The organism is Haloferula rosea (assembly GCF_016595525.1).
GTDB lineage: Bacteria > Verrucomicrobiota > Verrucomicrobiia > Verrucomicrobiales > Akkermansiaceae > Haloferula > Haloferula rosea.
Genome location: NZ_JAENII010000008.1, coordinates 171,191 through 197,022, shown reverse-complemented (window position 1 = coordinate 197,022; position 25,832 = coordinate 171,191). Strand labels below are relative to the sequence as shown.

Genomic DNA, 25,832 nt, shown 5'->3' with positions numbered 1-25,832 from the left:
CAGACGGGCCGTTGGTTTCGTTCTTCCTCCCGCAGTCTCGCTCGTCTGGTGGGTATCCCTTGCGGGATCAGGCTGCGATGGAGGCCATCCGTGTTGCGGATGGGGGGCGCGGATGTGCCGCTATGTTTCCTGGTTAGGCAAAAGGAAGGTTTTCCTTCACATTCTTGATGTCAGCATCTGAAACGAGCGTCACCTTACCGAGGTTACGCTTGCGCTTACGGTTCTTGTTTTGAAGCAAGTGTCGTTTGCCTTGTTTCCGACGCAGGACCTTCCCTGTGCCTGTCACCTTGAAACGTTTGGCGACAGCCTTCCGGGTCTTTGCTTTTCCTGAGGTCCTAGCCATGGGGCGGCGAAACTAGTGACCGGCCCCCGCATGGCAAGGCAAAAGTATGTTGTTGAGGGATATTATTCCGTCGTGGAGTCCGGAAAGTGGGTCGCCTGATTCAGGGCATGCAGGTCTCCGAGCTTGAGGCCATGGGAAAGTGACTGATTCAGAAAGACTTTCGCATCCGAGACGGCCTCGATCATGGAGTGCCCGTGGGCAAGTCCCGCGGTGATTGCGGAGGACAGCGTGCAGCCGGTACCGTGGCTGGCGGGGGTGTCGATCCTCGGGGAGCGGAAATCGGTGCGGATTCCGTCGTCCATCAAGAGATCCAGACAGTCAGGGCCAGCCAAGTGTCCGCCCTTTAAAAGAATGGCAGTCCCGAGTTCATCGTTCAGTTGTCGGGCCACCAAAGCCTGCTCGGACTCATTGGTGATGCGTGCACCGCTGATGGCTTCGGCTTCGTCGAGGTTGGGCGTGATCAGGGTGGCCCGCTGGACGAGGTGATCCAAGTAGGCACCTTTGGTGTCGGCTTCCGCGAGCGAATCGCCGGTGGAAGCGATCATGACGGGATCAAGCACGAGCGGAATGGACGGGTGACGAGCCAGGGCGGTGGCGACGAGCTCGATGATCTCGGCGGAGTGAAGCATCCCGGTCTTGATGGCGCCGATCGGGTAGCTTTCCAGCAGGATGGCAAGCTGATCGGCGATGATGTTCGGGGGGACGGGGTGAATTGAGCGGACTTCTGCCGGGGTTTCCGCGACCACGCAGGTGGCGACGGTCAGTCCATAGACGCCGAAGTGTTGGAATGTCTTGAGGTCGGCTTGCAGGCCGGCGCCCGCAGAGCAGTCGGATCCGGCGATGGTCAAGGCGATGGGAGCTGAGTGCATGATTGAAACTAAGAGGGTAAGGAGACGAGAAACAGTGAAATTGGGGTTTGGCAAGGAGCGCTTCAGATCGTGAGATGGGGGTTCATGCGCGAGTTGAAAGGACTGAAGGTGAAGGTCGACGACGTGGTTTACATGCCATCGCTCGATGCGCCTGCCGACAAGCCGCATCCTTTCGTTTACTTCATTTCGATCGTCAATGGGTCACAGGAACAGGTGAGGATCCTCGGTCGGAAGTGGATCGTCAAAGAGGGCGACGAGCAGGTGGTCGTGGAGGGCGACGGGGTGGTTGGTCAGACCCCTGATCTGGCGCCCGGACAGGATTTTTCCTACAACAGTTATCATGTCACGGCGGAGGATGCTTCGGTGGAAGGAGCCTTCTTCGGCCAAACTGCAGATGGGGAATGGGTTTTTGTGCGCATCCCCGAGTTTCAGCTCTGCGTCCCGGACTGGGTCTAGCGGGGTGGGCAGGGAGTCAGCCCATCGACGGTGGCGAGTTGGTCCATGAAGCAGTCGTGGGCTTCCGTTGGCACGGCGTCGACGAGCTGATGAGGCAGGGCGATCCCGATGATGGTGGCGTTTGCCCGGCAGGCGGAGAGGGTGCGGTCGTAAAACCCACGGCCCCGACCGAGGCGCGAGCCGTCTCTGCCGAATCCGAGACCGGGGCAGAGTATGAGATCGATGCTCTGCGAGTCTTCTACGGGAAGTCGTCCGTCTGGTTCGAGGATGCCCATCGCTCCGGGTTGGAGTTCTGAGGTCGTGCTGATGCGGTGGAAAGTGAGGTCGTTGCCGCGGACGCGGGGAAACAGCCAGTCGTGGCGGGGGAGTTCGTAGATCAAGGGGGACAGGTCGGCCTCGCCGCGGAGGGCGGAGAATGTCGCGATGCGGAGCGGTTCGCTGACTTCCAAGCGATGGGTCAGGTGGAGCCGAATGGCAGCCGATGCTTCTTCCGGATTGGGTTGGGCCCGCAGCTGTTTGCGGAATTGCTGGCGCCACTCGGACTTGTCGGGAGGTGGCTGACTTGCCGCTTGCATGGGTTTCAAATGGGTTGGAACATACTGGCAGTGACTCGTTTCGGACAAGGGGTGATTTTGTGGCTCGGCCTGATGACGCTTGGTGCCGCCGATGAATCCAAGAAGCCGTTTCTCTGGAAGGAGCCCAGAGTGGGTGCCGGTGCCTTCTCGGATGCATTGGGCATGCTGGATCGGGAACGTGAGGAATACGCGACCAATCTGGCGGTTCACGCGATTAACGAGGTGTCCAAGGCCAAAGCGTCAGCGGCTTCACTGGAGAAGGCACGCCGCTTGTTGGCGCTCTCCCTGCACTTGTCTGCGCGAAACCGCCGGGCCCTCGTCGCCAACTATCAGCTGAACCGTGGCATGGTGCCCGAGCCGGTGGAGAGCGACTATTCGGAAGAGGTTCTGGCCCGTTTGCTGTTCACCCGTTCGCAGCTGCTGCGGCAGCAGGGAGGAGTGGAAGATCAGCAGTTGGCGCGCATTTTCGTCGAGCTGGCCGCCGAGCTGGATCCGAAGAATGAGGATGCGGTTTACGCCAGTGAGATCCAGCGCCTCGATCATGGGCGGGTCGACTGGAAATTGCTGACGGACGTGAAGTCGCCGTTGGGTCAGGTGCGGCCCGACGATGCGGATGAACCCGCCGTGGCGGATGAGCTTCCCTAGCGAGGGCGCAGGACGCGCTTGCCAGCGGGGTTTTGGGCATTAGGCTGCGCGCCAAATTCGATGAAGATCTGGCTCGACGGGGAACTTGTGGATGAAGCGAACGCGAAGATTTCCGTGTTCGATCATGGTTTGTTGTATGGTGACGGTGTCTTTGAAGGCATTCGATTCTATGAGCGCCGGGTCTTCCGCTTGGAGGAGCACATCAAGCGGCTCTACGACTCCGCCAAGGCGATTCTGCTGAAGATGCCGTGGTCCGAGCAGGAGGTCATCGACGCCACGCTCGAGACCATCCGGGCGAATGGCTTGGACAATGGCTACGTCCGGCTCGTGGTGACTCGTGGGACGGGCACCCTCGGGCTCAATCCGATGCTTTGCGAGACGCCGAGCATGTTCATCATCGCTTCGACCATCACCCTGTATCCGGAGGAGAATTACAAGAAGGGCATGGCTCTCGCCACCTGTGCGACCCGCAGGCCAGCGCCTGCCGCCCTGATGCCCCAGGTGAAGTCACTGAACTACCTGAACAACGTGATGGCCAAAGTGGAAGCCATTCAGGCAGGTGCCCTGGAAGGGGTGATGCTCAACGAACAGGGCTACGTGGCGGAGTGCACGGGGGACAACTTGTTCATCGTCAAGGGTGGGGTGGTGATCACGCCGCCTGTGTCCGATGGGGCGCTGGACGGCATCACGCGGCAGGTGATCATCGAGTTGGCGGCGGAGAACGGCATCGAGTGCGTCGAGAAATCGGTGACCCGTTACGACATTTTCACCTGTGACGAGTGCTTCCTGACGGGGTCCGCCGCGGAAGTGATTCCGGTCGCCAGTCTGGACGGTCGGACCGTGGGGTCGGGCGAACCGGGCCCAGTGACTTTGAAGCTGATCGAGGCCTTCCACGCCCTCACGCTGAAGAGCGGTACGCCACTGGATTAAGATTTCTCAATCTGGCCGAGTTTTCGTTTCGCATTTCGATCCTCCTCTCCTAGCTTGGGGCGGGCATGGATTGCGACAAATGTGGAAAGCCAGCGAAGGTTCACCTCACCCAGTTGGTGGGAGGTCAGGTGAAGAAGATTGCGCTGTGTAATGAGTGCGCTGGAGAAAGCGGTGTGACGGACCCGACCGGGTTCGCGCTGGCCGATATGCTACTGGGGCCCACGTCTCCATCGGCGGGCAAGGGGAAGGCTCCGGTGGTGAGCAATCCGGTGGTGGCTGGCCCGGCGTGTCCGACCTGTGGATTCACTCTGAACGATCTGAAAAGGGTTCGGCGATTCGGCTGCGGAGATTGTTACAAGGCATTCCGCTCCGAGGTTTCGCAGATGCTGCGCGGCATGCACAAGGGGACCGTCCACTCAGGGAAGGTCCCGGATGGCTTGATGGAGATGCAGCAGCGGAAAATGCGGCTTGAGGAACTGCGAGAGAAACTCGAGAGCGCAATCGGCTCGGAGAACTACGAGGATGCCGCTGCCCTGCGCGATGAGATCCTGGGCTTGGAAGGCGAAATTTCAGGCATGGAGGGCAAGTCATGATGCGTTTCACGACCCTGATGAAACACCCCGCTGACTGGATGGTCGGCAAGGGGGTGGACAACGCGATCGTGCTGACCTCCCGCATCCGTCTGGCGCGGAACCTTGCGGAACTGCCTTTCCCCGGATGGGCCAAGAAGCAGCAACGCCGCGATGCCTTGGAGATCTTGCTGCCTGCCGTCGAAGGGTTGTCGGTGATGAAAAAGGGATTTTCCAAGGAACTCGATTCACTGACTTCCCTGCAAAAACAGGTGATGGTGGAGCGCCATTTGATTAGCCGTGAGCACGCTGCCCGCGGTGAGGGCAGTGCTGCCGTCATCGAGCGGAGGCAGTCGGTGGGCATCATGCTCAACGAGGAGGATCACCTGCGGATGCAATCGATCCGCCCGGGCCTCGATCTCCGAACCGCGTATGAAACGCTCTCGGCAGTCGATGACGAAGTCGCGGATCGGGTGGAGTATGCCTTCGATCCTGAGTTGGGCTACCTGACGACCTGCCCGACGAATCTGGGAACCGGAATGAGGGCCTCTGCAATGCTTCACCTGCCGGCTTTGGTCCTGAGTGACCAGATCGGCCAGGTTCTCCAGGCGGTGAACAAGATCGGTCTGGCGGTTCGTGGGATTTTCGGGGAAGGTTCGGAGTCCCTCGGTAACCTGTTCCAGATTTCGAATCAGTCGACCCTCGGTGAGAGCGAGCAGACGATTCTTGAGAGACTCGAGCGAGTGATTTCCCAGGTGGCGAAGCATGAGCGCGATGCTCGTGAAAAGTTGCTCGAGGACGACCCCGACATGGTTTGCGATAAGATCGGGCGGGCTTATGGTCTGCTCAAACACGCATGGATCATTCCCTCCAAAGAGGCCCTGACCCACCTGTCGCTCCTTCGTTTGGGCGGCGATCTCGGATTCTTCGCCGAAGAGATCGTGTCGGCATGCGATACGCTACTGATGGAGATCCAGCCGGCCCACCTGCAGATGCACAACGGCGCCAAACTCGGACCGGAGGAACGGGACACGATTCGCGCGGAAATTGTCCGCTCCCGGTTGCAAACCCTGGAAGCCCCTGATATCAGTTCTATAGAAGAAAACCAAGAGGGTGATGACACCCCCGACCTCGGAATTTCATGAATAATTTCACACCAAGAGCACAGCAAGTTCTGGCGCTGGCCCGCAAGGAAGCGGACCGCTTCAACCACAGCTACGTTGGCACGGAGCACCTATTGCTCGGGCTGATCAAACTCGGCCAAGGCGTGGCGGTGAACGTCCTCGAACGCATGGGCTTGGACCTCGAAACCGTCCGCATGGAAGTGGAGAAGGAAGTCGGAACCGGAAACGGACAGAAGGTCTCCGGCAGCATTCCCTACACTCCACGTGTGAAAAAGGTGCTGGCCTTGGCCAACAAGGAAGCCAAGGCGCTGAATCACAGCTACGTGGGAACCGAGCACATCCTGCTCGGATTGCTCCGCGAAGGTGAAGGCGTGGCTGCCAGGGTCTTGCGTCGCATGGAAGTGGATATCCAGCGCACGCGGAACGAAATCCTTGCTGAGATCGACCCGAATTTCAATCCGGAGAACGAAGACGACGACGATGATGATTTGGACGTCTTCGAGGACGAGGGTGCTGACCCTGAAGGCGGAGGTGCGGAGGGGAAAACCAAGACGCCCGCGCTGCGTGCTTTCGGTCGTGATCTGACGAAGTTGGCCGGTGAAGGTGAACTCGACCCCGTCATTGGCCGGGAGTCGGAAATCGAACGCGTGATCCAGATCCTTTGTCGCCGGACGAAGAATAACCCGGTCCTCATTGGTGAGGCAGGGGTTGGCAAGACGGCCATTGTTGAAGGACTCGCTCAGGAGATCGCCGCCGGCAACGTGCCTGAATTGCTCCGCGATCGGAAGGTGATCACGCTGGACCTCGCGCTCATGGTCGCCGGCACCAAATACCGCGGTCAGTTCGAGGAACGGATCAAGGCGGTGATGGATGAGATCAAGAAGGTGAAGAACGTCATTCTATTCATCGACGAGCTCCACACGATCGTGGGTGCCGGGTCCGCCGAGGGTGCGATGGATGCTTCCAACATCATTAAGCCGGCGCTCTCGCGTTCGGAATTGCAGGTGGTGGGTGCAACGACCCTCAACGAATATCGCAAGTACATCGAGAAAGACGCCGCCCTTGAACGTCGCTTCCAACAGGTGAAGGTCGAGGAACCGTCCATCGATGATGCGATCGAGATCATGAAGGGTCTCCAAGACAAGTACGAGACTCACCATAAAGCGAAGTATTCCGAGGATGCCATTGAGGCTTCGGTCCGTTTGACGTCCCGGTACCTGACGGGTCGCTACCTTCCGGACAAGGCCATCGATGTGCTTGATGAAGCAGGCGCCCGTGCCCGCATCGGTCAGATGACCCGCCCCCCGGTGATCAAGGAGCTTGAAGAGAGCATCGAGGAGATCAATCGCGACAAGATCGCCGCGATCGGCGAGCAGGACTTTGAGAAGGCCGCGTCGCTCCGGGATCAGGAGAAGAATGCCAAGAAGGAGTTGGAGACGACTTTGGAAAACTGGCGTGCCTCGTCTGAGGAAACCGTGGTGGATGTCGGCGAAGACGAAATCATGGCGGTGGTCTCGAAGTGGACCGGTGTGCCGCTCCAGCGCATGGAGCAGAAGGAAGCCGAGAAGCTTCTGAAGATGGAGGACAAGCTGAAGGGGCAGGTGATCGGGCAGGACGAGGCGGTCGTCGCGATTTCCAAGGCCCTGCGTCGTTCGCGCGCGGACCTCAAGGACCCCCGTCGTCCGATCGGTTCCTTCCTTTTCCTCGGACCAACCGGAGTCGGCAAAACCTATCTGGCCCGCAACCTCGCCGAATTCATGTTCGGCGATCCGGAGTCGCTCATCCAGATCGACATGTCGGAGTACATGGAGAAGTTCACGTCGAGCCGGTTGATCGGTTCGCCTCCGGGATACGTCGGTCACGAAGAAGGTGGGCAGCTGTCCGAAGCTGTCCGTCGTCGACCCTATTCCGTGGTCCTGTTCGACGAGATCGAAAAGGCTCACCCGGACGTGATGAACCTGCTGCTCCAGATTCTGGAGGAGGGCATGGTGACCGACTCTCTGGGCCGCAAGATCGATTTCCGCAATACCATCATCATCATGACGTCGAATGTCGGTGCCTCCACCGTCAAGCGTCAGACGTCGCTCGGATTCGGAGCGATGTCCGAGGACGAAGCGGATTTCGAGGGCATGAAGGAGAAGATCCTGGAGGAGTCGAAGAAGCACTACCGTCCGGAGTTCCTGAACCGTCTCGATGAACTGGTGGTCTTCCATATGCTCGAGAAGAAGGATCTGGACAAGATCGTGGACCTCGAGGTGAACAAGCTTGTGGCCCGCCTGCTCGAGAAGGAGATCACCATGGTCCTCGACCCGTCGGCGCGCGACCTGCTTGTCGAGAAGGGATACGATCCAAGCTACGGGGCGCGGCCGATGCGCCGCGCTGTGGAAAGGTTCCTCGAAGATCCCTTGGCCGAAGCTCTCCTTCGCGGCGACGTGAAGGCCGGCGACTCGGTGCGGGTCGTTCGTGCGGAGGATTCCGAAGAGCTCACCTTCGAGCATGTCGACTCCCTCGCCGAGCCTGATGAAGCCAAGGTCTGAGCGATCCACGAGTTTTTAACAGACCGCGCCTTGCCATTCCGGTGAGGCGCGGTTTTCTTTTCGCGCGCGATGTCAGTCGACCAACACAAACACTCCGGACTGGGCAGAGCGGCCCGTGCCTTGCTCGCCGGGGTGGTATCCGTGATCCCGGTGCTTGCCACATTCTGGTTGCTGGTGAGCATCTACCGGATTCTTCGCAATCTCGGGGACGGGATGATCGATGGCTTGTTCGACTTCCTGAACCGGCAACGTGGATTGGACCCGGAACGGGCGGATCCCGACTTGCTATGGTCGTTCGAGTTTCCTGGATCGAATCTGGTTCTCGCTCTGCTACCGGTGCTCATTCTGTTCTCCGTCGGGTTGGCGGTGACCAATCGTCCGGGTCGTCGTCTGTTGGGGTGGTTCGAGGCGCAGATCGCGAAGCTTCCTCTGTTGGGATTCGTCTATTCATCGATCAAACAACTCGTGGACGCGCTGCGCCAACTCGGGTCGGAGAGGAAGTTCAAGGGAGTGGCGTTCGTGGAGTATCCAAGCCCGGGATGCCGTTTGTTGGGCTTCATCACCGGCAATTTTCGTGATCCGCAATCCGGCAAGGATGTGACGGCGATCTTTCTTCCGACAGCTCCGAATCCACTCACGGGCTTTGTGGTGATCGTGGAGGACGAGCGGGTGATGAAGAGCGATTTGGGCATGGAGGAGGCCAGCAAGTTGATCCTCTCAGCCGGTTTGGTTTCACCACTCTCCGCGGAAGAAGTGGCAGCAAAAAGCTGAGATACCTGCCTTGCCTGCCTGCCGGAATCGAAGCACGGGATTCCGGATGATATGCGGTGAAGGGGATGGGGCGATGGGATTGGATGGGGTCGTGCAGCAGCCCGCTGTTTGGTGGCGGGTCTGACCACCCACAAATCACAGAACAATGATCGAACAGAAGGACCTGCTTGTTTCGGGACTGGGGGACCCGGTTCATCCCTCTCCATTGTGTTTTGAATCGGCCAAACGTCACGGCGGAAGGCACTTTGTCTCGGAGTCCGAGCGGGTGAGGCTCGATATCACCGAGGGGGGAGGACGTGCTGTCCAAACTCCTCTAACACTGGAGGAGGCCGGTCCTCGTGAAAGGCTCTTCTTCGATCCGAGGGCAACCACCGCGGCAATCGTGACCTGCGGCGGGTTGTCACCGGGGCTGAACAATGTGATTCGTTCGGTATTCTACGAACTCTCGGAGAACTATGGTGTGCCCAAGGTCCTGGGGATCCGGAACGGCTATCGTGGTTTGAACCCCGCCGTGGGGAAGCGTCCGATCCTGCTCAACAGGGAGTTGGTGGAACCGATCGACAAGTTGGGTGGCACTGCCTTGGGTAGCTCACGGGGGCCGCAGGACCCTCGGGTGATGGCTGACTTCATCGAAGCTCAGGCCATCGATATCCTGTTCTGCCTGGGCGGTGATGGAACCCAGAGGGGAGCACACGATTTGCACAAGGAATTGCAGCGGAGGGAGGCGAAGGTGGCCATCGTGGGGATTCCCAAGACGATCGATAATGACATCTCCTTCGTTCACCAATCGTTCGGCTTCGCAACCGCCTTGGACAAGGCGCATGAGGTGATTCAAGCCGCCCACGTCGAAGCCCGGGACGCGGTGAACGGGATCGGATTGGTGAAGCTGATGGGCCGCCATGCGGGCTTCATTGCCGCCGGGGCATCGGTCGTGAGTCAGGAGGTCAATTTCACCCTCGTACCGGAAATCCCGTTTCCCCTCGAAGGGAAGGGGGGCTTCCTTGAGTCCCTTGAAGATCGGGTTCGTCGACGGGGGCATGCGGTCGTCGTGGTCGCAGAAGGAGCCGGGCAGCATCTGTTCGAAGGAAAGGCCGGTGAGAGAGATGCTTCAGGAAACCTCCAGCACGAAGACATCGGCACCTACCTGCGGGACCGGATCAAGGCTCACTTTGCCGAACGTGAATTTGAGATGACCTTGAAGTATCTCGATCCGAGCTACTTCATCCGCAGTGTCCCTGCAAACGGGTTTGATCGGTTCGTGTGTGACCAGATGGGCCGCCATGCGGTGCATGCGGGAATGGCAGGGAAGACGGGAGTGATGATCGGGATGGAGCACGGCCACTACATCAACGTGCCGATTCCCGCCGTGGTCAGCCGGACGAAGACACTGGATGTTGGAGGAGACCTGTGGCGTGGGGTGCTCCAGGTGACCAGGCAGCCCCGCTGGTGAACCAAAAAGCCCCGGTGGTGAGCCGGGGCTGGGAGTCGTCGGCCAAGCTGACGAAGGTCATGCTGGTGCCGCCCTCAGCAGATGGGGCACTGGCTCAGGTTGCGGAAAAAGTCGTTCCCCTTGTCATCCACGAGGATGAAGGCCGGGAAGTTTTCCACGGTGATTTTCCACACGGCCTCCATGCCCAGTTCCGGGAACTCGACCACCTCCTGTGACTTGATGTGCTCTTTCGCAAGAAGGGCTGCCGGACCACCCGCGGAACCGAGGTAGAAGCCACCATGCTTGGCACAGGCATCCGTGACCTGCTGGGACCGGTTCCCTTTGGCTAGCATGACCATCGAGCCCCCGTGGGACTGGAAGAGGTCGACATAAGGGTCCATGCGCCCAGCTGTGGTTGGCCCGAAGGAGCCCGAGGCATAGCCTTTCGGCGTCTTGGCGGGTCCGGCGTAGTAGATGGGGTAATCCTTGATGTAGTCCGGAAGTTCACCGGTCTCCTCGAGGATTTCGCGGATCTTCGCGTGGGCGATATCACGAGCCACAATGATCGTTCCATTGAGTGAAAGTGCGGTGGTCACCGGGTATTTGCTCAAGGTGGCGAGGGTCTTTTCCATGCCTTCGTCCAGATTCACCTCGACGCCTTTGAATTTCCAATCGTGGAACTTGTCGGGGATGTACTGTCCGGGGTTCTTCTCGAGCTTTTCGAGGAAGATGCCGTCCTTGGTGATCTTCGCCTTGGCCTGGCGGTCCGCGGAGCAGGAGACGCCGATGCCGACCGGGCAGGAAGCCCCGTGGCGTGGAAGGCGGATGACCCGGACATCGAGGGCGAAGTATTTTCCTCCGAACTGGGCGCCGATACCGATCTGATGCGCAACTTGTAGGAGTTGCTTCTCCAGTTCCAGATCACGGAAAGCCTGACCGTGCTCGTTGCCTTCGGTGGGGAGTGCGTCGTAGTAACGGGTGGAGGCCATCTTGACGGTTTTCAGGCAGGTTTCCGCGGAAGTGCCCCCGATCACGAAGGCGAGATGGTAGGGAGGGCAGCCTGACGTGCCAAGCGAGCGCATCTTCTCCTCACAGAACTCCATCAGGCGCTTGGGATTCAGCAGGGCCTTGGTTTCCTGATAGAGGAAGGTCTTGTTCGCCGATCCGCCGCCCTTGCTGACAAAGAGAAATTTGTAGGCGTCCCCTTGATCGGCGTAGAGGTCGATCTGGGCCGGGAGGTTTGTTCGAGTGTTGACCTCCTCATACATGCTGAGGGGGGCGGTTTGGGAGTAGCGGAGGTTCTCCTCGGTGTAGGTCTTGTGAATGCCTTCCGAGAGGGCTTCGGCATCGTTGCCGGTGGTCCAAACCTGTTGACCCTTCTTGCCGATCACGGTGGCGGTGCCGGTGTCCTGACAGTTGGGTAGGATTCCCTTGGCCGCGATCTCCGCGTTCTTCAGAAGCATGAGGGCAACCATCCGGTCGTTCTCGGTTGCATCCGGATCGTCGAGAATGGCTGCGACTTGTTTGAGATGAGAAGGCCTGAGGGTGAAGTTGATCGCTTTGAAGGCCTCATTCGCGAGCAAGGTCAGGGCCTCCGGGGCGACATTTAGAATGTTCTGGCCCTCAAATTCGGAGAGGGAGACGTGATCCGAGCTGATCTTCTGATACTCGGTGGTGTCGGGGCCAAGGGGGAAGGGATCTTGGTAGTGGAACGGCTTGTCGGACATGACTCCACTGTATCGGGTGGCATGATTAGGTCCAGACGATGAGAGGAAATGGCGATCAGTTGGGTGAATTGGCCAAGGACCTGGATTCTGAAAACAAAAAAGCCCGACGAGCCGGAGCTCGTCGGGCGGTAGAGAAAATATTCCAGGTGCTCAGCGGCGTCGTCTTCCAACGAGAAGCAAGCCTCCGAGGATCCCTAGAATTGCCACTGATGGCTCGGGGATGGTTGTGGCGCCAACGGTGGCCCAAATGCGATCCTGCTCGGTTCCGCCATCGACATAGAAGAAGCTGATACCTCCGGAATTCTCCCAGTCGCCACTTTCAATGAGGCCAACCCATTCAATCGCGAGGTCGATGGCCTCGGTTGTGAACGCATCGGTATCGGAACCAGCGACGTCGATGGAGAAGCTGTTGAGAACCGCAACGTCCGTCTCGTCCAATGACAAGCTCGGGAAAATTTCCTCAGCAATTTCCCAAACCGACATCTGAATCGCAGCGGCAAAGGAAGAGGCTTCGTCGTAGGAGAGGGATGCCCGGGCTGTCAGGAAAAGCGGGAGAGCATTGGAATAGAGCGCTCCGAGTTGGTTCTGCTGGGTGGCCGAGAGGCCGGATGCTCCCAATCCGTTGGTCACGGTGTAGGTGGAGCTGCCGGTTGGTCCCACAAAGATCTGTGCGCAAACATCCCAAACGTCCACATCGAGGCCTCCACCCAGCGTCACGCGGGTCTGCTTCATGCCGACTGGGTTGACGGCGTAGGGGTTAGTTGGACCGGTGAAGTTGTTGAAGGATACGTTGCCGACGACGTAGTCATTGACGGCGCGGTAGGTCCCGGGATCGTAATCCGGACCGGTGTCGTCCAGCGTAAACGTCTGCCCGAAAGCACTGCAGGCGAGGCCAACAGCCAAGCAGGTCGTCAAGTGAGGGATCTTCATGGTGGGTGGGGGTGCAGCGTCAGGGAGCTGGATCCAATGAAGATTGCAACTCCCGACCGGGGGTTTCTAGAGGAGAATGAGGGAGTTAGCAAGCATTTGCTGGGGGCCGCCTCGGGTGGGAATCCGCGGTCGGGCCGAATCCTGCTAATCTGAGGCTCAGGGCGGAGTCTCCTACAAGCGCCCTTCGTCGGCGTCGATGTAGTCCATGAAGGTCTGAATTTCGGTCCGATCCTCCATGCCGGATTCCTGCTTCCGCGCTATCAATCGTTCTGCCAGATCGTCGCGGAAGCCCCGGGTGAGCATGTAGCATTTCCACCAGGTGGCCTCATGCTCCGGGCGTTGGGTGCCATTCTCCCTCGCCCAATCGAGCGCTTCAGCGTCCGAGGCTCCGGATCTGACGACCTCTGCGAGAGCTTCGTAGTCGACTCCAAGGAATTGGCACGTCCAGAGGTCCATGCCACGTCCAAGGTTGGCGTGGTAATCCGGATCAAGTTGCCCCGCAGTATGGAGGCGGATCTTGTCACAGAGTCGCGGGAGGTAGACGATGCCGTCGATTTCATTCCTGGGGCTGCATGGAAGGGTCATGGGTAGGATGGTGACGACGTGCCGGGGCGATGCAATCAGGATTCCCGGCGTGGTGATTGTTTCACATTCGTGAGCTTTCCTTCACCGCGGAATCCTGTAGGGTATGCGTTATGAATCGTACGCGACGGATCGGGGTGTTGCTGGGGTCGGTGGGGCTGCTTGCTGGATGTGGCGGTGCGGGGAATCAAGGAGCGGCGACCGAGTCGATTCCCGTCTCGACTTCGGCCGCCATGCACTCGGTGACACCTCCGAGCCCGGTGCGGCTCCCGTTGTCGACGGTGTTCAAGGGAGAGTCAAAATTCCAAGCTTTGGTCGCGAAGGCAGAGCGGGAAAACTGGCGTTCACTTCCCCTTAACCAGAGGACGGTGCGTGTCGCCCGGGCGATGGTCGGGACGCCGTATGTGAACTACACGCTCGAGGTGGATGATCATATCGAGAATCCCGTGGTCAACTTCGGTGGCATGGACTGCTGGACCTTTTACGAGAACGCCTTGGCGTTTGCGAGGATGCTTCATTACAAGCCGGGTCCCTACCGTCCCGAGGACATGCTGCACATGATCGAGATCGAGCGCTATCGTGGTGGCAAGTGCACCGGGAGTTACCTGAGCCGGATGCATCACCTCGAGGAGGTGTTTTATGACAACCAGAAGCGTGGATTGGCCACCAACGTGACGCCGGGCCTACCGGGTGCGGTGAGGTTGCGGCGTGAGGTTCGCTACATGACGGAAGCGTGGAAGAGCTACCGTTACCTCCGCAACAACAAGTCCTTGATCCCCGAGATGGGCAAAGTCGAGGCGCGGGTATCGAAGCTGCCGGTGTGGCATGTGCCGAAGTCCAAGGTTCGCAGCGTGGAGTCCTACCTTCAGGATGGCGATGTGGTGGCAATTACCTCGACGTGGAAATACGGCTATACCTCTCATGTCGGGTTGATCGTCAAATTGAAGGGGCGGGCCTACTTCACTCATGCGACTTCGGAGCGCGACAAGGGGAGGATGACCATCGTCGACCGCCCCATCACCGACTACTTGAATGACTCGTCCAAGCGGGCCGGGATCGTGGTCTGCCGTCCGAAGGATCTGCCGCGCTCGCCCATGTGGAGCCGGGAGGTCGTGGGACGCTGAGTGTTTCTTTTTGGGGTGCTCTGCTGCCTCGCAATCATCGGAGGGGTGACTCAAGTTTGGAGTAGGCAGTTCCGCGGAGAATTTATGGCTTGAGCTGTCCCTTGTTCCTTGCTTTGTTCTTACGAACACTGTTCAAGGAATCATGTCTGAAAAGCTCACCGATCGACAAGCAGAGATCCTCTCCTACCTGAAAGAAGCCCAGCGAGTGACGGGAGTGATGCCCTCGACTCGTGAGATCCAGCATTACTTCGGTTTCGCCAGTCAGACCGCGGCGATGAGTCATCTTCGCGCTTTGGAGAAGAAGGGGGCGATCCAGCGTCTGCCAAACAAAGCTCGTGCCGTGGTGTTTCCCGAAGAGTTGGACCGGGAGGCCATTGTCGACATCCCGATTTACGGCAGCATTGCGGCGGGCATGTCGCAGGATGCGGCGCCAGAGCAGGAAGGATGCATTTCGATCGATGTGGCGAGCCTCGGGATCCGTCCAAGCGCCCGGACCTTCGCCCTCAAGGTGAGGGGGGACTCCATGGTCGATGCCCACATCTGTGATGGCGATACCGTCATCCTCGAATTCCGGGAGCCGAGAAAGGGGGATATCGTGGCGGCCTTGATCGATGGTGAGACCACTTTGAAGCGCTACGTCGTCAAAAATCGTCGGCCCTACCTTCAAGCGGAGAATCCGGATTATCCCGATCTCATTCCGGCTCGCGAGCTGGTCATTCAGGGGGTGCTGGTCGGATTGCTGCGGAACGCCGCGGCGTGACATCGGCGGAGCGAGGGTGACTCGGTCCTGTTCCTGCGTGCAATCCTGCGGGCCGGGTGCTTGGGTTCCCGCGTGAGCGAACAAGGCGATCTACCAGGCAGGACTCCGCACACCGCCATCGCGGTCAACATCGAGATGTGGTTCGAGGGCTCATTTGTCGAGCGTATCGAGCAGGCCGCGGAACTGGGATTCCCGGCGATTGAGCTTTGGACCTGGCGGGACAAGGATTTGGCGGCTGGTGCGGAAGCGTTGCGCCGTCACGGCATGACGGCGACCCAGTTCACTGCGTGGGGATTTGGTCAGGAGATCAACGATCCGGATTTTCCAGTCAGTGACTTTGTCGCGGAGATTGAGGCCGCGTGCAAAGCTGCTCCCATTTTGCCGGGTTGTGATCGCTTCTGCGTCGTGGCAGGGGATGACATCAAGGGGCTTTCGAAAGGGCAGATGCACGGATCGGTCATTGAAAAGCTTCGGGCGGCTGTTCCGGTGCTGGAGACCCACGGATGCACGGCGATCGTCGAGCCGATGAACCCCTACAATCATCCGGGCCACTGCCTTTATGGAAGCGCGGATGGCATCGCGATCTGTGAAGCCGTTGGGTCCACTCACGTCAAACTGAATTGGGATCTCTTCCACATGCAGCGTTACGAGGGCAACCTGATCGACAACCTTGAGAAGGGAAAGGAGTGGATTGGCTACGTGCAGTTTGCGGATTCGCCAGGTCGTCACGAACCGGGAACCGGGGAGGTCAACTACTCCGAGGTGTTCCGCAAGGTCCGTGAGATTGGTTACCGGCTGCCGCTCGGTGCCGAGTGCCTACCGGAAGGGGCGGAGCCCCGCCGAGCTGCCGAGCGCCTCTGGAAGGTGGACCATGCCTCAGGCAGCCAATGAATCGGTTGAAAGGCGCGGGTTGGATCCCCCCGGATTCACAACCCGCACCTTTCGATTGTCCCAACAGTCAGGAATCCCAACAAAGCCTCCCCCCGGAAACCAAGTTGGGTTTGAAACCCGACACATGTGGAAAATTGAGCTGCTTTAAGACGCAACTCAGCGGGAAGGAAAGCGCAAGTTTCGGAAAGTAAAAGGATAAAGTGGGCTGAACTATTCCTTGTTTGGGTCACCCTGTTGTCCGTCCACCGCGCCTTTCGTCGCGGGATTTGAGGGATCAGCCGGCTTTGCCTGATCGGGCGCCTTGTTCCCGGCGGGGACGAACTTGAGGGCAATCCCATTGATGCAGTATCTCTTGTCGGTCGGAGTGTCGAAGCCCTCTCCCGTGAACACATGGCCTAGATGGCCATCGCAGACCGCGCAGAGAACCTCGGTGCGTGCATAGCCGATCTTGTAGTCAGTCGATGTCTTCACGTTCTTCGCGTTGGCCGGATCGTAGAACGATGGCCATCCGCAACCGGAGTCGAACTTCTCTTTCGATGAGAAGAGTTCAGCATCGCAGCCACCGCAGTAGTAGGTGCCGGCGCCCTGCTCCTTGAACTCCTTGTAAACCTTGCCATTCGCACGCTCCGTCCCGGCCTCCCTGAGGATGTGGTACTGTTCGGGTGTTAGTTCCGCACGCCATTCGGCGTCGGTCTTGGCAATTTTCTCGCTGGGTTGGGCGGGGGCGGTGTCGGAGGTCTCCATGATGGGGCTACTGGGTTTGGTCTCGGCGCAAGCCGCAAGGGACAGGCTCAGCAGACTAAGTAAGGGAAATTTCATGGTCGGAAGGTAGTGCGCTGGGTAGGAGGCGCAAGGGCGAGCCTGATTCCCGCGGAAATTGCTTGGTCCAGCAGCTTGAAGCTGCGAGGTCGGGACATGGAAGATTCAATTCAGCGGCTGACCCAGCAGATTCGGGAGTTCTCTGCAGCGCGGGAGTGGGCACCGTATCACAATCCAAAGGACATGGCGGTGGCCATTGCCGCGGAGGCAGGGGAGTTGCTGCAGCATTTTGTCTGGCAGCAACCCGAACAGGTCGAGCGTCGGGCAGAAGAGCGCCGGGATGAGATCGCCTCCGAGATTGCCGACGTTGGCATTCTCCTGTTCGAAATGGCGGATACCCTCGGCTTCGACTTGGGGCAGATCATGCGTGCAAAGATCGAGAGGAATGAGGAACGGTATCCGGTTCACAAGTCCAAGGGGAACAACCTGAAGTACAACGAACTCGGGAATTCCTGAGGCAGGGGTACGTAGAAAGACGCGAGTCGGATTCCCCCCGGATTCTCAACTCGCGTCCTTTCTGAGTCCTTCTTGGCGGTTTCTGCCAAACCTGTCTGAAATCCCCCCGGAATTCAGGCAGGTCAATTTACGCAGGGTGCGCCAATGGACCGGTGCCGAAGCACGGGAATAGGTGTATCTGGAAATATCAATTTGGAAAGCCTTTTCTTAAGGTTACATGAACTTTTTTGGAATAGTGATAGTTTTTACCCCCAAAAACTTTGGTTTCTGGACCCATTCCGGCCTTATCGGTTCGGAGATTCTTCGGCCGGAGTGGCGGGCAGAGACGATGAAGTCTTGAGTTGGAGGCCTTTGGGACGCCAGTAGTTCCCGAGTTGCTCGAGAATTTTTGAATTTTCTCCTCGGAGATGGAGGTCGACGGGTTCGCGGGCCTCCTTGGTTGGGGTTTCGAGGGCACGGCGGATGAGGTCTTGCCGCTCCTTGCTTCCGTGGAGGTAATAGTGGGTCAGAAGAAGCGCGGTGGCGTAGGGAGGCAGGCGTTCATCCAAGGGGAGGCGATCGAGATAAGCGGACCACTGCCTGGCATCAAGGCCGGCGATCTCGTGGATCGGGGCAACGGGGATTTCCGGGTCAGCGGGATCAAAGCGCTTGCGCAGATGGCGACGAATCGACTGCTCGGGCTGGTCGAAACGAAATTTCCCAGCCCCTTGATGGGCTGCCGCAAAGTACTCGCAGATTCCCTCCTTCAGCCACTGTGGAAGGTTCGGGGGAGCGCTGTGCATGCAGAGGTGGACCAGTTCGTGGACGACGAGACTCTCGTCAGCTTCGGCGCGGAGTCGGCTGGCGGGCAGGGATCGGAACAGGTGCTGGGCATGGAGAATGACACATTGCTGACGCCAAAGATACATCCCGGCCGACCCGACACGGCCGCCTTCGGCGACGTAGCTGGCATCGTCGTGGAGGATGATGATCCGCAGGCGCTCATCCGAGGGAGGCTTGAACAAGGGGAGCGGATGGGCAGCCACGGCGCGAACGGTGGCCTCGGCCACGGTGACAAGTCGGTTCAAGTCCCTCGGGCTCAGGTTCGCGGTGGATTGAATTGAGAGCCGGGAGGTGTGCCATGTGCGGCGTCCTGCTTCGTCTTCGATCAAAACCGGCTGATTTCCGCTGGATGCGCGCTGGGGGTCGGCGCGAGCGACCGACAGATTCAGGTGTAGCACGAGAAGGAGAAGCAGTCGCATTTCAGAGGAGGATAGCCGGTGCGGGCGGATTGGCCATCTTTGGGTGGGTTCTCGATGGAAAACTGGATTGTTCCGAATTTTGAAGAGACAAGGTTGCAGGGTGGGCGGTTTTACGTGACAAGACGCATAGCTGAATGACGGACCTCTTGATCGAACCCGCACGGAAAAGCGGATGCCAGGACCTGGATAAACTGGGTGAAGTACTCGATGGCGCCGCTCAGCGTCAGCGCTCTCCCATTGACGATTTGCTCGACGCCGGGGTCGTCGATGAGGAACCCTACCTCAGGGAACTCGCCGCGTCGCTCGGGATGGAGTGGATTGACAGCATCGTCATGCCTGAGGCGCCGCTCCCCCTTCGGGAAGCCTGTGGGCCTCGGGTGGCTCTGCGCTACCGACTACTTCCTCTGGAACTGCTTGGCGATGAGGAGAATCCACGTCTGAAGCTTGTCACTTTCGACCCGTTCAATCTGGTGGCACGGCAGGCGGTCGCTCAGGAGATCGCCATGCCCGTGGAATGGTGCATGGCCTCCCGTCGCCGCGTCCACGAGTCCCTCCGCAGGCTCTACGGAGTAGGTGCGGATACTTTCGAGCAGATTCTCGAAGGTCGCGACATGGACTTCGGTAACCTCGAGATGGCCGATGAGGCCAATGTGATCGACGCCGATGACGATGAGGAAGCGAGCGTGGTGAAGTTCGTGAACCAGATCATTCGCGAAGCGCTCGAGCAGAAGGCCACGGACATTCACGTCGAGCCTCTCGCCGACAATCTGCGCATCCGCTACCGGGTCGACGGTCGTTTGATCGAGGTCACGGTGCCGGAGAACATCAAGGCGCTGCAAAGCTCGGTGATCGCGCGCCTGAAGATCATGTCGAGGCTCGATATCGCCGAACGCCGACTTCCTCAGGATGGCCGGATCAACCTGCAGTTGGAAGGGCAGACGATCGACGTTCGTGTCGCGACCGTGCCTACGGTCGAAGGCGAAAGCGTCTCGCTGCGTCTTCTCAACCAGGAGAAGTTCAATGTCGACCGACTCGGCATGGAGCCGTTCGTGCGCGAGAAGATCGAAGGGCTTCTGGATCTTCCGAACGGAATCATCCTGATCACCGGGCCGACGGGTTCCGGTAAGTCGACCAGCCTCTACTCGTTCCTCAGTGAGATCAATCGACCCGATCAGCGGATTGTGACCATCGAAGACCCGGTGGAAAACAAGCTGCCCGGCGTGATGCAGATCGCGGTGAAGTCGGATATTGGTCTGACCTTTGCGGCCGGCCTCCGGTCCATTCTTCGTGCGGATCCGAACACGGTGATGATCGGGGAAATTCGTGACCTCGAGACGGCGGAGATTGCGATCCGTGCCTCCCTCACCGGTCACTTGGTGTTCTCCACGCTGCACACGAACGATGCTCTGGGTGGCATCAGTCGTTTGATCGACATGGGGGTGGAGCCCTTCCTGGTATCGGCGGCGGTGCGGGCATTCCTCGCTCAGCGTCTGGTGCGGAAGCTGTGCGACCACTGCAAGTCGCCGCGCGATGTAACTCCTGCGGATCGTGAAGCCTTTGGGATTCCCGCTGAGATTCAGGGGCAGGCCTACGAGGCGAAAGGATGCGACCGGTGCCGGGAAACCGGGTTCTCCGGTCGTCTCGCGATCTACGAAGTCGTGGTCCTCGGGCAGCAGATGCAGGACATGATCGCCCACGGGGCCGACTCGCCGACGCTGCGCGCTCGAGCCATCAAGGATGGTTACATCCCGATGCGGGGCTATGGATGGTTCAAGGTGATGCAGGGGGTGACAACACTCGAAGAAGTGATCGCCGTCACGGCAACCGACGGAGGATCGGACTGAGGTCAGGAATACGATGCCAGCATTTTCCTACAAGGCGCTCGGAGCAAACGGAGCGGTGCAAACGGGGCAGGTCGATGCAGGAGACCGCACCGAGGCGCTTCGTCTGCTCGACCGGAAGGGTCTCCAGCCGGTCAGCCTGAGTCATGCGACGAGTGAGGCTCCCAAGAAAGCTGCCACCAAACCGAAGGCGAAGGCGCGCCCGGTTTCCCGCTCGACGGAGCAAGCCGAGAGTTCATCGCCCGACGGCGAGCTGAAGTTGAAACGCCAGGAGGTGGTTCTCTTCACCGAGGAGCTTTCCGACATGCTCTCCGCCGGATTGCAACTCGAGCCGGCACTTCGGGCGATGGAGAACCGTCAGGAACTCGGATCACTGAAGGACGTGGCGGTAAAGATCAGGCACCTGGTCCGTGATGGCACCAACTTCTCGATCGCGCTGAAGCGGGTCAGTCCGAGTTTCGGTCCGCTGTATTGTTCTCTGGCGGCGGCAGGTGAGGCATCGGGCGCGCTCGATACGATCCTCAAGCGTCAGGCGCATTACCTGAAGACGCTCGCGGAGCTGCAGTCGCGTTTGATTCTGGCGATGATTTACCCGGCCTTCCTCGTGCTCGCGGGCGTCGGGGTGACCATCGTCTTCGTCACCATTCTGATCCCGCAGCTCACCCAACTCATTGAGTCAGCACCGGGCGGCAAGCTGCCTGGGCCGATCCAGCTGATGGTGGTCGTCACCGACCACTTTGCGGCATTCTGGTATGTTTATCTCATCCTCCTCGTTGCTGGCGGCCTGTTCTTCAAGGCATGGAAGGACAACGAGGAGAATCGCCCGACGTGGGATCGCATGAAATTGACTCTGCCGATGGCGGGGCCGGTGATCTCGAGCCGATTCTACGTTCAGTTTCTTGAGACCATGGCCAACTTGGTCGGTAACGGGCTCCCGTTGCTTCGGGCGCTCGAGTTGTCGCGCGATGCCACCCAGAACCTGTCCCTGCGAGCATCCCTGAATGAGGTGATCGAGCAGGTTGGCGATGGTCGGGCCTTGTCCAAGGCGATGGTCCGCACCGGCAATTTCCCGGCCCTTCTCGTCGACATGGTCGCGGTCGGTGAGCAGACGGGAAAGATCGACATGTCCCTGCGTCGTGCTGCTGAGCGCTACGACAAGGAGCTGAACAAGGATCTGAACCGGATCATGGCCCTGATCATGCCGACCATCCTGATCGTGATGGCGCTCATGATCGGCACCATGGCCTACCTGATGATCAACGCGATCTTCCAGACGATCTCCAACCTCAACGGTTGAAGCCTCCGGCCATTTCGTCCAATCAAACCGGCCCTTAATCCTGGCGGGTGAGTTCGACGAAGACGTCTTCCAGCGTGGCCACGCGACGGTGGAGGCTACGGAGCGACCAGCCATTCTGGGCGATCACCTCGTGGATGCGCTCGCGCGCGTCCGTGCCTGAATCGACGAGCACTTCAAAGGCAAACCATCCGTCACCGGTGGCTTCCTGAGTGACGCGCTTGACGTGGTCGAGCCTGTTGATCGCACCTTGGACCACCTCGGGATCCGCCTTGAGTTCGATGAGGACCTTGCCGGCGGTTCTCATCCCATCGACCAAGCTCTCCGGGCTGTCCTGGGCCCGAACCTTGCCGCCATCAATGATGATCACGCGCCCGCAGGTCATCTCGACCTCGCTGAGGATGTGGGTGGAAAGGAGAATGGTATGGGACTCGCCGAGGCGCTTGATCAGCTCCCGGATCTGGCGGATCTGATTGGGATCCAGTCCGTTGGTCGGTTCGTCGAGGATCAGCAGGTCCGGTGAGTGGACGAGTGCGTCGGCCAGTCCGACCCGCTGCCGATATCCTTTCGACAGCACCTTGATCATCTTCCGGCGGACCGAATCGAGGCCGCAGGTGGCGATGACCTCGCCGACGCGGCGACGGGTTTCGCTAGTCGAGAGTCCTTTGAGGTGGGCCCGGAACTTGAGGTATTCCCGCACCCGCATGTCCTCGTAAAGGGGGACGTTCTCGGGCATGTAGCCGATTTTCCGGCGGGCCTGCACGGATTCGCGAAAGACATCGTGGCCTCCGATCTCAACGCTCCCCGAGGTGGCGGGGAGGTAGCCGGTGAGCATGCGCATCGTTGTGGTCTTGCCGGCACCATTCGGGCCGAGAAATCCGACGATTTCCCCTTTGCCGACACTGAAGCTGATGTTGTCGACGGCAGTGTGGCGAGAGAATCGCTTGGTGAGTTCTCGGACTTCGATCATCAAGTTAAGGAATCTTTGAATTTCCGGGGCAAAACCGCGCTGTGCGGTTGACGCCTCCCGGCCCGCCCCTTACCTAGTCGCTGCGCGACGCGGGCCAAGCTGGAAATTCCTGTCCGGGGTTGCAACTCATTCCAATCTCGATTCATGAAATCCTCGGTTTCGGCCCGCCTGAATGCGGACATCCTGGAAGAAAAATATGCTCAGTGGAGCAAGGACCCCCAATCGGTAGAGCCTACCTGGGGGGCATTTTTCGAGGGCTTTGAGCTCGGCGTGGCGCAACCGAAGAAACAGGCCGAGAGCCCAGCCAAGTCGGCGGCTCCCGCCCCCGAGGGATCGGCTCCTCAGGATGAAGTGTCCTTTTTCGGCAAAGTGGTGAGTCTGGTCTACAACTACCGGGCGCTTGGTCATACCCAGGCCGACATCAACCCATTGGGCCCGCCGGAGCGGAATCCTCGGCTCAAGCTGGATCAGTTCGGGATTTCCGAAGCAGATCTCGATCGGGAGGCGGCCAACCGGTTTTTCCGGAATGGCGAGCGGATGAAGCTGCGCGATATGGTCGCTGCGCTCGAGGCGACCTACTCCGGGATCATTGGCTTCGAGCACATGCACATCCACAACACCGTGGTCCGCCACTGGGTGCGCGAGAAGATCGAGGCACGGGTCCGCCGTGAGCCCGACTCCGCCGAGCGCAAGGCCGAGGCCTTGAAGTGGCTGCTGGAGTCTGAAGCATTCGAAAGCTTCCTTGGTAAGAAGTTCCTCGGGGAGAAGCGCTTCTCGCTCGAGGGTGGCGAAGGGGCGATGGTGATCCTCAACGCCATTCTCAATCAGTGCCCGTCGGAAGACGTGCTGGAGATCGAGATGGGGATGGCCCACCGCGGTCGTCTCAACGTGCTGGCCAACTTCGTGGCCAAGTCGCTGCCTACGATTCTCTACGAGTTCACCCCGAACTACATGCCGGACCTGGTGGCAGGCGACGGCGACGTGAAGTACCACCTCGGCTACGAAAGCGTCCGGAAGCTTCCCGATGGCGAAGTCCGGGTCAGCCTCGCGGCCAACCCAAGTCACCTCGAAGCAGTCAATCCCGTGGTCGAGGGCAAGGCCCGGGCCAGACAGCGTCAGCTCGGCGACGACGGGGTAAAGACCGATCGCAAGCGCGTGCTTCCGATTCTTCTCCACGGCGACGCCGCATTCGCCGGTCAGGGATCGGTCGCGGAGGTGCTGAATCTCTCCCAGCTTCCGGGCTATCGGACGGGTGGCACGATCCATGTGATCATCAACAACCAGATTGGTTTCACGACGATGCCGGAAGATGCCCGCTCGTCGTCCTACGCGACCGATGTGGCGAAGATGATCGAGGCGCCGATCCTGCACGTGAACGGGGAGGAGCCGATGGAGTTGTTCTGGGCCGCCCAGTTCGCCTTGGAATTCCGCCAGAAGTTCGGTCGGGACATCGTGATCGACATGTACTGCTACCGCAGGCAGGGGCACAATGAAACGGACCAGGCTGCGTTCACCCAGCCCCACATTTATCGCAAGATCCAGAGCCGGGACACCGTCGGTCAGCTTTACAAGAAGCGTCTGGTTTCCGAAGGTACGCTGAGCCAGGGCGATGCGGATGCGATTGAGAAAGCAATCTGGGATCGTCTCGAGGCCGGCTATCAGAAGATGTTGGAGGCTCAGGAGAAGGGCGAACGTTCTGTGTTCAGTGGGTCGACTGCGGTGGCCCAGCCGAAGTATTCCCACGCCTCGGTGCCGACCGGCATTCCCAAGGACACGGTCCAGTATCTGGGCAAGGTGCTGACCACGGTGCCCGACGGATTCCACCTTCACCCGACCTTGGCCAAGCGCTTCGTCCCGAGGAGGATGGAAGCCTTGGAGAAGGGGGCAGGTATCGACTGGGCGCTCGCCGAGTCTCTGGCATGGGGTTCCCTGCTGCTGGAAGGAAACCCGGTTCGTCTTTCCGGACAGGATTGCCGGCGCGGCACGTTCTCGCAGCGCCACGCCGTGTTCTATGACTCCGAGACCCGCGAGCGCTACATCCCGCTCCAGAATCTCGGTAAGGATCAGGCCAAGTTCTGTGTCTACAACTCGCTGCTCTCCGAGTTCGCGGTGTTGGGCTTCGACTACGGCTATTCGATCGGTGCGCCTAGCATGCTCACGATGTGGGAAGCTCAGTTCGGAGACTTCTCGAATGGCGCGCAGGTGATCATCGATCAGTTCATTTCCTCCGCCGAGTCGAAATGGCAAACTCCGTCGGATCTAGTACTTCTCCTTCCTCATGGCTATGAAGGCATGGGGCCGGAGCACTCGAGCGCCCGCCTCGAACGCTTCCTGCAGTTGTGCGCCGAGAAGAACATGATCGTCGGCAACTTCACGACGCCGGCCCAGTATTTCCACGCGCTGCGTCGTCAGAAGCGCCGCAATTTCCGCAAGCCGATGATCCTGATGACGCCGAAGAGCCTGCTCACGCGGCCTGAGGCGGTCTCCAACGAGGAGGACTTCCTCGAGGGGTCCTGCTTCCAGGAGATTTTGCCCGATCCGAAGCGCTTTGAATCTCCCGAGGATGTCACCCGGGTCGTGTTCTGCACCGGCAAGGTGTACTACGATCTCGCTGCCCATCGCGATGAGCACGAGTTCAATCAGACGGCGATTCTCCGGATCGAACAGCTCTATCCATTCCATGGCGAGATGATCGAGGCTCTGGTGAGCCAGTTCCCGAAGGCATCCAAGTTCGTGTGGTGCCAGGAGGAACCCCTCAACATGGGTGCTTGGTCTTATATCTTCCCTCGCCTCGAGAAGGTGCTCGGACGCCGGGTCCGCTACGCCGGGCGAGGCCGTGCCTCAAGTCCTGCCGCAGGATCGAAGGCGAAGCACTATCGCGAACAGAAGGCCCTCATCGAACAGGCCTTCTCGGTCTGAAATCGGCCCACGATCTGCTTTTCATTTTCC

23 protein-coding genes and 1 pseudogene are annotated in these 25,832 nt (G+C 59.5%); 15 read left to right on the top strand and 9 right to left on the bottom strand.

The genetic code is table 11. The features are described 5' to 3' along the window. Positions 1-133 precede the first annotated feature (133 nt). Complete coding sequence (rpmI, locus tag JIN81_RS11895) at positions 134-343, bottom strand: 50S ribosomal protein L35 (RefSeq protein WP_200279636.1); 210 nt, start codon at positions 341-343, stop codon at positions 134-136. Positions 344-405: 62 nt separating this feature from the next. Continuing rightward, positions 406-1,212, bottom strand: a complete 807-nt coding sequence (gene thiD / locus JIN81_RS11890; protein ID WP_200279633.1) for a bifunctional hydroxymethylpyrimidine kinase/phosphomethylpyrimidine kinase — start codon at positions 1,210-1,212, stop codon at positions 406-408. A gap of 84 nt (positions 1,213-1,296) precedes the next feature. On the opposite strand from thiD, the gene JIN81_RS11885 reads away from it, so the two are divergent. Further along, complete coding sequence (locus JIN81_RS11885) at positions 1,297-1,668, top strand: ApaG domain-containing protein (protein ID WP_200279631.1); 372 nt, start codon at positions 1,297-1,299, stop codon at positions 1,666-1,668. Here JIN81_RS11885 and JIN81_RS11880 read toward each other — a convergent pair. Next, a complete protein-coding gene (locus tag JIN81_RS11880; RefSeq protein ID WP_200279628.1) occupies positions 1,665-2,243 on the bottom strand; it encodes a 5-formyltetrahydrofolate cyclo-ligase in 579 nt (192 codons plus the stop codon). The two genes, JIN81_RS11885 and JIN81_RS11880, sit on opposite strands and share 4 nt — an antisense overlap. 9 nt (positions 2,244-2,252) lie before the next feature. Here JIN81_RS11880 and JIN81_RS11875 point away from each other — a divergent pair, with 9 nt between their 5' ends. From JIN81_RS11875 to JIN81_RS11845, 7 genes are all read left to right on the top strand, one after another. Further along, the gene (locus tag JIN81_RS11875) at positions 2,253-2,888 is read left to right on the top strand and encodes a hypothetical protein (protein ID WP_200279625.1); all 636 of its coding nucleotides are present in this window, start codon (positions 2,253-2,255) and stop codon (positions 2,886-2,888) included. Positions 2,889-2,948: 60 nt separating this feature from the next. Continuing rightward, positions 2,949-3,818 (top strand): branched-chain-amino-acid transaminase, encoded by an 870-nt coding sequence (gene ilvE, locus JIN81_RS11870; protein WP_200279622.1) that lies wholly within the window; start codon positions 2,949-2,951, stop codon positions 3,816-3,818. A 65-nt stretch (positions 3,819-3,883) separates the two neighbouring features. Further along, positions 3,884-4,411 (top strand): UvrB/UvrC motif-containing protein, encoded by a 528-nt coding sequence (locus JIN81_RS11865; RefSeq protein ID WP_200279619.1) that lies wholly within the window; start codon positions 3,884-3,886, stop codon positions 4,409-4,411. 17 nt (positions 4,412-4,428) lie between these two features. Then, complete coding sequence (locus tag JIN81_RS11860; protein ID WP_234044786.1) at positions 4,429-5,532, top strand: protein arginine kinase; 1,104 nt, start codon at positions 4,429-4,431, stop codon at positions 5,530-5,532. Then, complete coding sequence (locus tag JIN81_RS11855; RefSeq protein ID WP_200279617.1) at positions 5,529-8,048, top strand: ATP-dependent Clp protease ATP-binding subunit; 2,520 nt, start codon at positions 5,529-5,531, stop codon at positions 8,046-8,048. The genes JIN81_RS11860 and JIN81_RS11855 overlap by 4 nt, the downstream gene beginning before the upstream one ends. 69 nt (positions 8,049-8,117) lie before the next feature. Continuing rightward, entirely contained in the window at positions 8,118-8,819 is a 702-nt protein-coding gene (locus JIN81_RS11850; protein WP_200279614.1) for a DUF502 domain-containing protein, read from the top strand. A gap of 145 nt (positions 8,820-8,964) precedes the next feature. Further along, positions 8,965-10,269 carry an ATP-dependent 6-phosphofructokinase gene (locus tag JIN81_RS11845; RefSeq protein ID WP_200279611.1) on the top strand — a complete coding sequence of 435 codons (1,305 nt, stop codon included), beginning with the start codon at positions 8,965-8,967 and terminating at the stop codon, positions 10,267-10,269. Between the two features lie 74 nt (positions 10,270-10,343). Here the strand turns inward: JIN81_RS11845 and JIN81_RS11840 are convergent, their stop codons facing one another. The 3 genes from JIN81_RS11840 to JIN81_RS11830 all read right to left on the bottom strand — a co-directional run bounded on the left by JIN81_RS11840 (position 10,344) and on the right by JIN81_RS11830 (position 13,490). After that, a complete protein-coding gene (locus tag JIN81_RS11840) occupies positions 10,344-11,975 on the bottom strand; it encodes a fumarate hydratase (RefSeq protein ID WP_200279608.1) in 1,632 nt (543 codons plus the stop codon). A 150-nt stretch (positions 11,976-12,125) separates the two neighbouring features. After that, entirely contained in the window at positions 12,126-12,905 is a 780-nt protein-coding gene (locus tag JIN81_RS11835; RefSeq protein WP_200279604.1) for a hypothetical protein, read from the bottom strand. A 171-nt stretch (positions 12,906-13,076) separates the two neighbouring features. Further along, positions 13,077-13,490, bottom strand: a complete 414-nt coding sequence (locus JIN81_RS11830; RefSeq protein WP_200279601.1) for a DUF5069 domain-containing protein — start codon at positions 13,488-13,490, stop codon at positions 13,077-13,079. A gap of 110 nt (positions 13,491-13,600) precedes the next feature. On the opposite strand from JIN81_RS11830, the gene JIN81_RS11825 reads away from it, so the two are divergent. From JIN81_RS11825 to JIN81_RS11815, 3 genes are all read left to right on the top strand, one after another. Then, complete coding sequence (locus JIN81_RS11825; protein WP_200279598.1) at positions 13,601-14,611, top strand: N-acetylmuramoyl-L-alanine amidase-like domain-containing protein; 1,011 nt, start codon at positions 13,601-13,603, stop codon at positions 14,609-14,611. Between the two features lie 142 nt (positions 14,612-14,753). Next, positions 14,754-15,371: a transcriptional repressor LexA gene (gene lexA / locus JIN81_RS11820; RefSeq protein ID WP_200279595.1), complete on the top strand. Its 618-nt coding sequence runs from the start codon at positions 14,754-14,756 to the stop codon at positions 15,369-15,371. A 72-nt stretch (positions 15,372-15,443) separates the two neighbouring features. Further along, a complete protein-coding gene (locus tag JIN81_RS11815; protein WP_200279592.1) occupies positions 15,444-16,262 on the top strand; it encodes a TIM barrel protein in 819 nt (272 codons plus the stop codon). Positions 16,263-16,571: 309 nt separating this feature from the next. Here the strand turns inward: JIN81_RS11815 and msrB are convergent. After that, positions 16,572-17,006, bottom strand: a pseudogene (gene msrB / locus JIN81_RS11810) (peptide-methionine (R)-S-oxide reductase MsrB); the annotation flags it as partial. A 171-nt stretch (positions 17,007-17,177) separates the two neighbouring features. Between msrB and JIN81_RS11805 the strand changes: the two are divergent. After that, positions 17,178-17,537 carry a nucleotide pyrophosphohydrolase gene (locus JIN81_RS11805; RefSeq protein WP_200279585.1) on the top strand — a complete coding sequence of 120 codons (360 nt, stop codon included), beginning with the start codon at positions 17,178-17,180 and terminating at the stop codon, positions 17,535-17,537. 284 nt (positions 17,538-17,821) lie between these two features. On the opposite strand, the gene JIN81_RS11800 is transcribed toward JIN81_RS11805, so the two are convergent. Further along, positions 17,822-18,778 carry a hypothetical protein gene (locus tag JIN81_RS11800; RefSeq protein ID WP_200279582.1) on the bottom strand — a complete coding sequence of 319 codons (957 nt, stop codon included), beginning with the start codon at positions 18,776-18,778 and terminating at the stop codon, positions 17,822-17,824. 134 nt (positions 18,779-18,912) lie between these two features. Here JIN81_RS11800 and JIN81_RS11795 point away from each other — a divergent pair, with 134 nt between their 5' ends. Together JIN81_RS11795 and JIN81_RS11790 are read left to right on the top strand one after the other, a co-directional pair. After that, positions 18,913-20,622, top strand: a complete 1,710-nt coding sequence (locus JIN81_RS11795; RefSeq protein ID WP_200279579.1) for a GspE/PulE family protein — start codon at positions 18,913-18,915, stop codon at positions 20,620-20,622. A gap of 13 nt (positions 20,623-20,635) precedes the next feature. Then, complete coding sequence (locus JIN81_RS11790) at positions 20,636-21,916, top strand: type II secretion system F family protein (RefSeq protein ID WP_200279576.1); 1,281 nt, start codon at positions 20,636-20,638, stop codon at positions 21,914-21,916. A 34-nt stretch (positions 21,917-21,950) separates the two neighbouring features. Here the strand turns inward: JIN81_RS11790 and JIN81_RS11785 are convergent, their stop codons facing one another. Then, a complete protein-coding gene (locus JIN81_RS11785; RefSeq protein WP_200279573.1) occupies positions 21,951-22,883 on the bottom strand; it encodes an ABC transporter ATP-binding protein in 933 nt (310 codons plus the stop codon). 144 nt (positions 22,884-23,027) lie between these two features. On the opposite strand from JIN81_RS11785, the gene JIN81_RS11780 reads away from it, so the two are divergent. Continuing rightward, positions 23,028-25,802 (top strand): 2-oxoglutarate dehydrogenase E1 component, encoded by a 2,775-nt coding sequence (locus JIN81_RS11780; RefSeq protein WP_200279570.1) that lies wholly within the window; start codon positions 23,028-23,030, stop codon positions 25,800-25,802. Positions 25,803-25,832: the final 30 nt, after the last annotated feature.

Excerpts from the sequence above, each read along its gene's own strand:
- rpmI (WP_200279636.1), bottom strand. The coding sequence starts at position 343 with ATGGCTAGGACCTCAGGAAAAGCAAAGACCCGGAAGGCTGTCGCCAAA.
- thiD (WP_200279633.1), bottom strand. The coding sequence starts at position 1,212 with ATGCACTCAGCTCCCATCGCCTTGACCATCGCCGGATCCGACTGCTCT.
- JIN81_RS11885 (WP_200279631.1), top strand. The coding sequence starts at position 1,297 with ATGCGCGAGTTGAAAGGACTGAAGGTGAAGGTCGACGACGTGGTTTAC.
- JIN81_RS11880 (WP_200279628.1), bottom strand. The coding sequence starts at position 2,243 with ATGCAAGCGGCAAGTCAGCCACCTCCCGACAAGTCCGAGTGGCGCCAG.
- JIN81_RS11875 (WP_200279625.1), top strand. The coding sequence starts at position 2,253 with ATGGGTTGGAACATACTGGCAGTGACTCGTTTCGGACAAGGGGTGATT.
- ilvE (WP_200279622.1), top strand. The coding sequence starts at position 2,949 with ATGAAGATCTGGCTCGACGGGGAACTTGTGGATGAAGCGAACGCGAAG.
- JIN81_RS11865 (WP_200279619.1), top strand. The coding sequence starts at position 3,884 with ATGGATTGCGACAAATGTGGAAAGCCAGCGAAGGTTCACCTCACCCAG.
- JIN81_RS11860 (WP_234044786.1), top strand. The coding sequence starts at position 4,429 with ATGAAACACCCCGCTGACTGGATGGTCGGCAAGGGGGTGGACAACGCG.
- JIN81_RS11855 (WP_200279617.1), top strand. The coding sequence starts at position 5,529 with ATGAATAATTTCACACCAAGAGCACAGCAAGTTCTGGCGCTGGCCCGC.
- JIN81_RS11850 (WP_200279614.1), top strand. The coding sequence starts at position 8,118 with ATGTCAGTCGACCAACACAAACACTCCGGACTGGGCAGAGCGGCCCGT.
- JIN81_RS11845 (WP_200279611.1), top strand. The coding sequence starts at position 8,965 with ATGATCGAACAGAAGGACCTGCTTGTTTCGGGACTGGGGGACCCGGTT.
- JIN81_RS11840 (WP_200279608.1), bottom strand. The coding sequence starts at position 11,975 with ATGTCCGACAAGCCGTTCCACTACCAAGATCCCTTCCCCCTTGGCCCC.
- JIN81_RS11835 (WP_200279604.1), bottom strand. The coding sequence starts at position 12,905 with ATGAAGATCCCTCACTTGACGACCTGCTTGGCTGTTGGCCTCGCCTGC.
- JIN81_RS11830 (WP_200279601.1), bottom strand. The coding sequence starts at position 13,490 with ATGACCCTTCCATGCAGCCCCAGGAATGAAATCGACGGCATCGTCTAC.
- JIN81_RS11825 (WP_200279598.1), top strand. The coding sequence starts at position 13,601 with ATGAATCGTACGCGACGGATCGGGGTGTTGCTGGGGTCGGTGGGGCTG.
- lexA (WP_200279595.1), top strand. The coding sequence starts at position 14,754 with ATGTCTGAAAAGCTCACCGATCGACAAGCAGAGATCCTCTCCTACCTG.
- JIN81_RS11805 (WP_200279585.1), top strand. The coding sequence starts at position 17,178 with ATGGAAGATTCAATTCAGCGGCTGACCCAGCAGATTCGGGAGTTCTCT.
- JIN81_RS11800 (WP_200279582.1), bottom strand. The coding sequence starts at position 18,778 with ATGCGACTGCTTCTCCTTCTCGTGCTACACCTGAATCTGTCGGTCGCT.
- JIN81_RS11795 (WP_200279579.1), top strand. The coding sequence starts at position 18,913 with ATGACGGACCTCTTGATCGAACCCGCACGGAAAAGCGGATGCCAGGAC.
- JIN81_RS11790 (WP_200279576.1), top strand. The coding sequence starts at position 20,636 with ATGCCAGCATTTTCCTACAAGGCGCTCGGAGCAAACGGAGCGGTGCAA.
- JIN81_RS11785 (WP_200279573.1), bottom strand. The coding sequence starts at position 22,883 with ATGATCGAAGTCCGAGAACTCACCAAGCGATTCTCTCGCCACACTGCC.
- JIN81_RS11780 (WP_200279570.1), top strand. The coding sequence starts at position 23,028 with ATGAAATCCTCGGTTTCGGCCCGCCTGAATGCGGACATCCTGGAAGAA.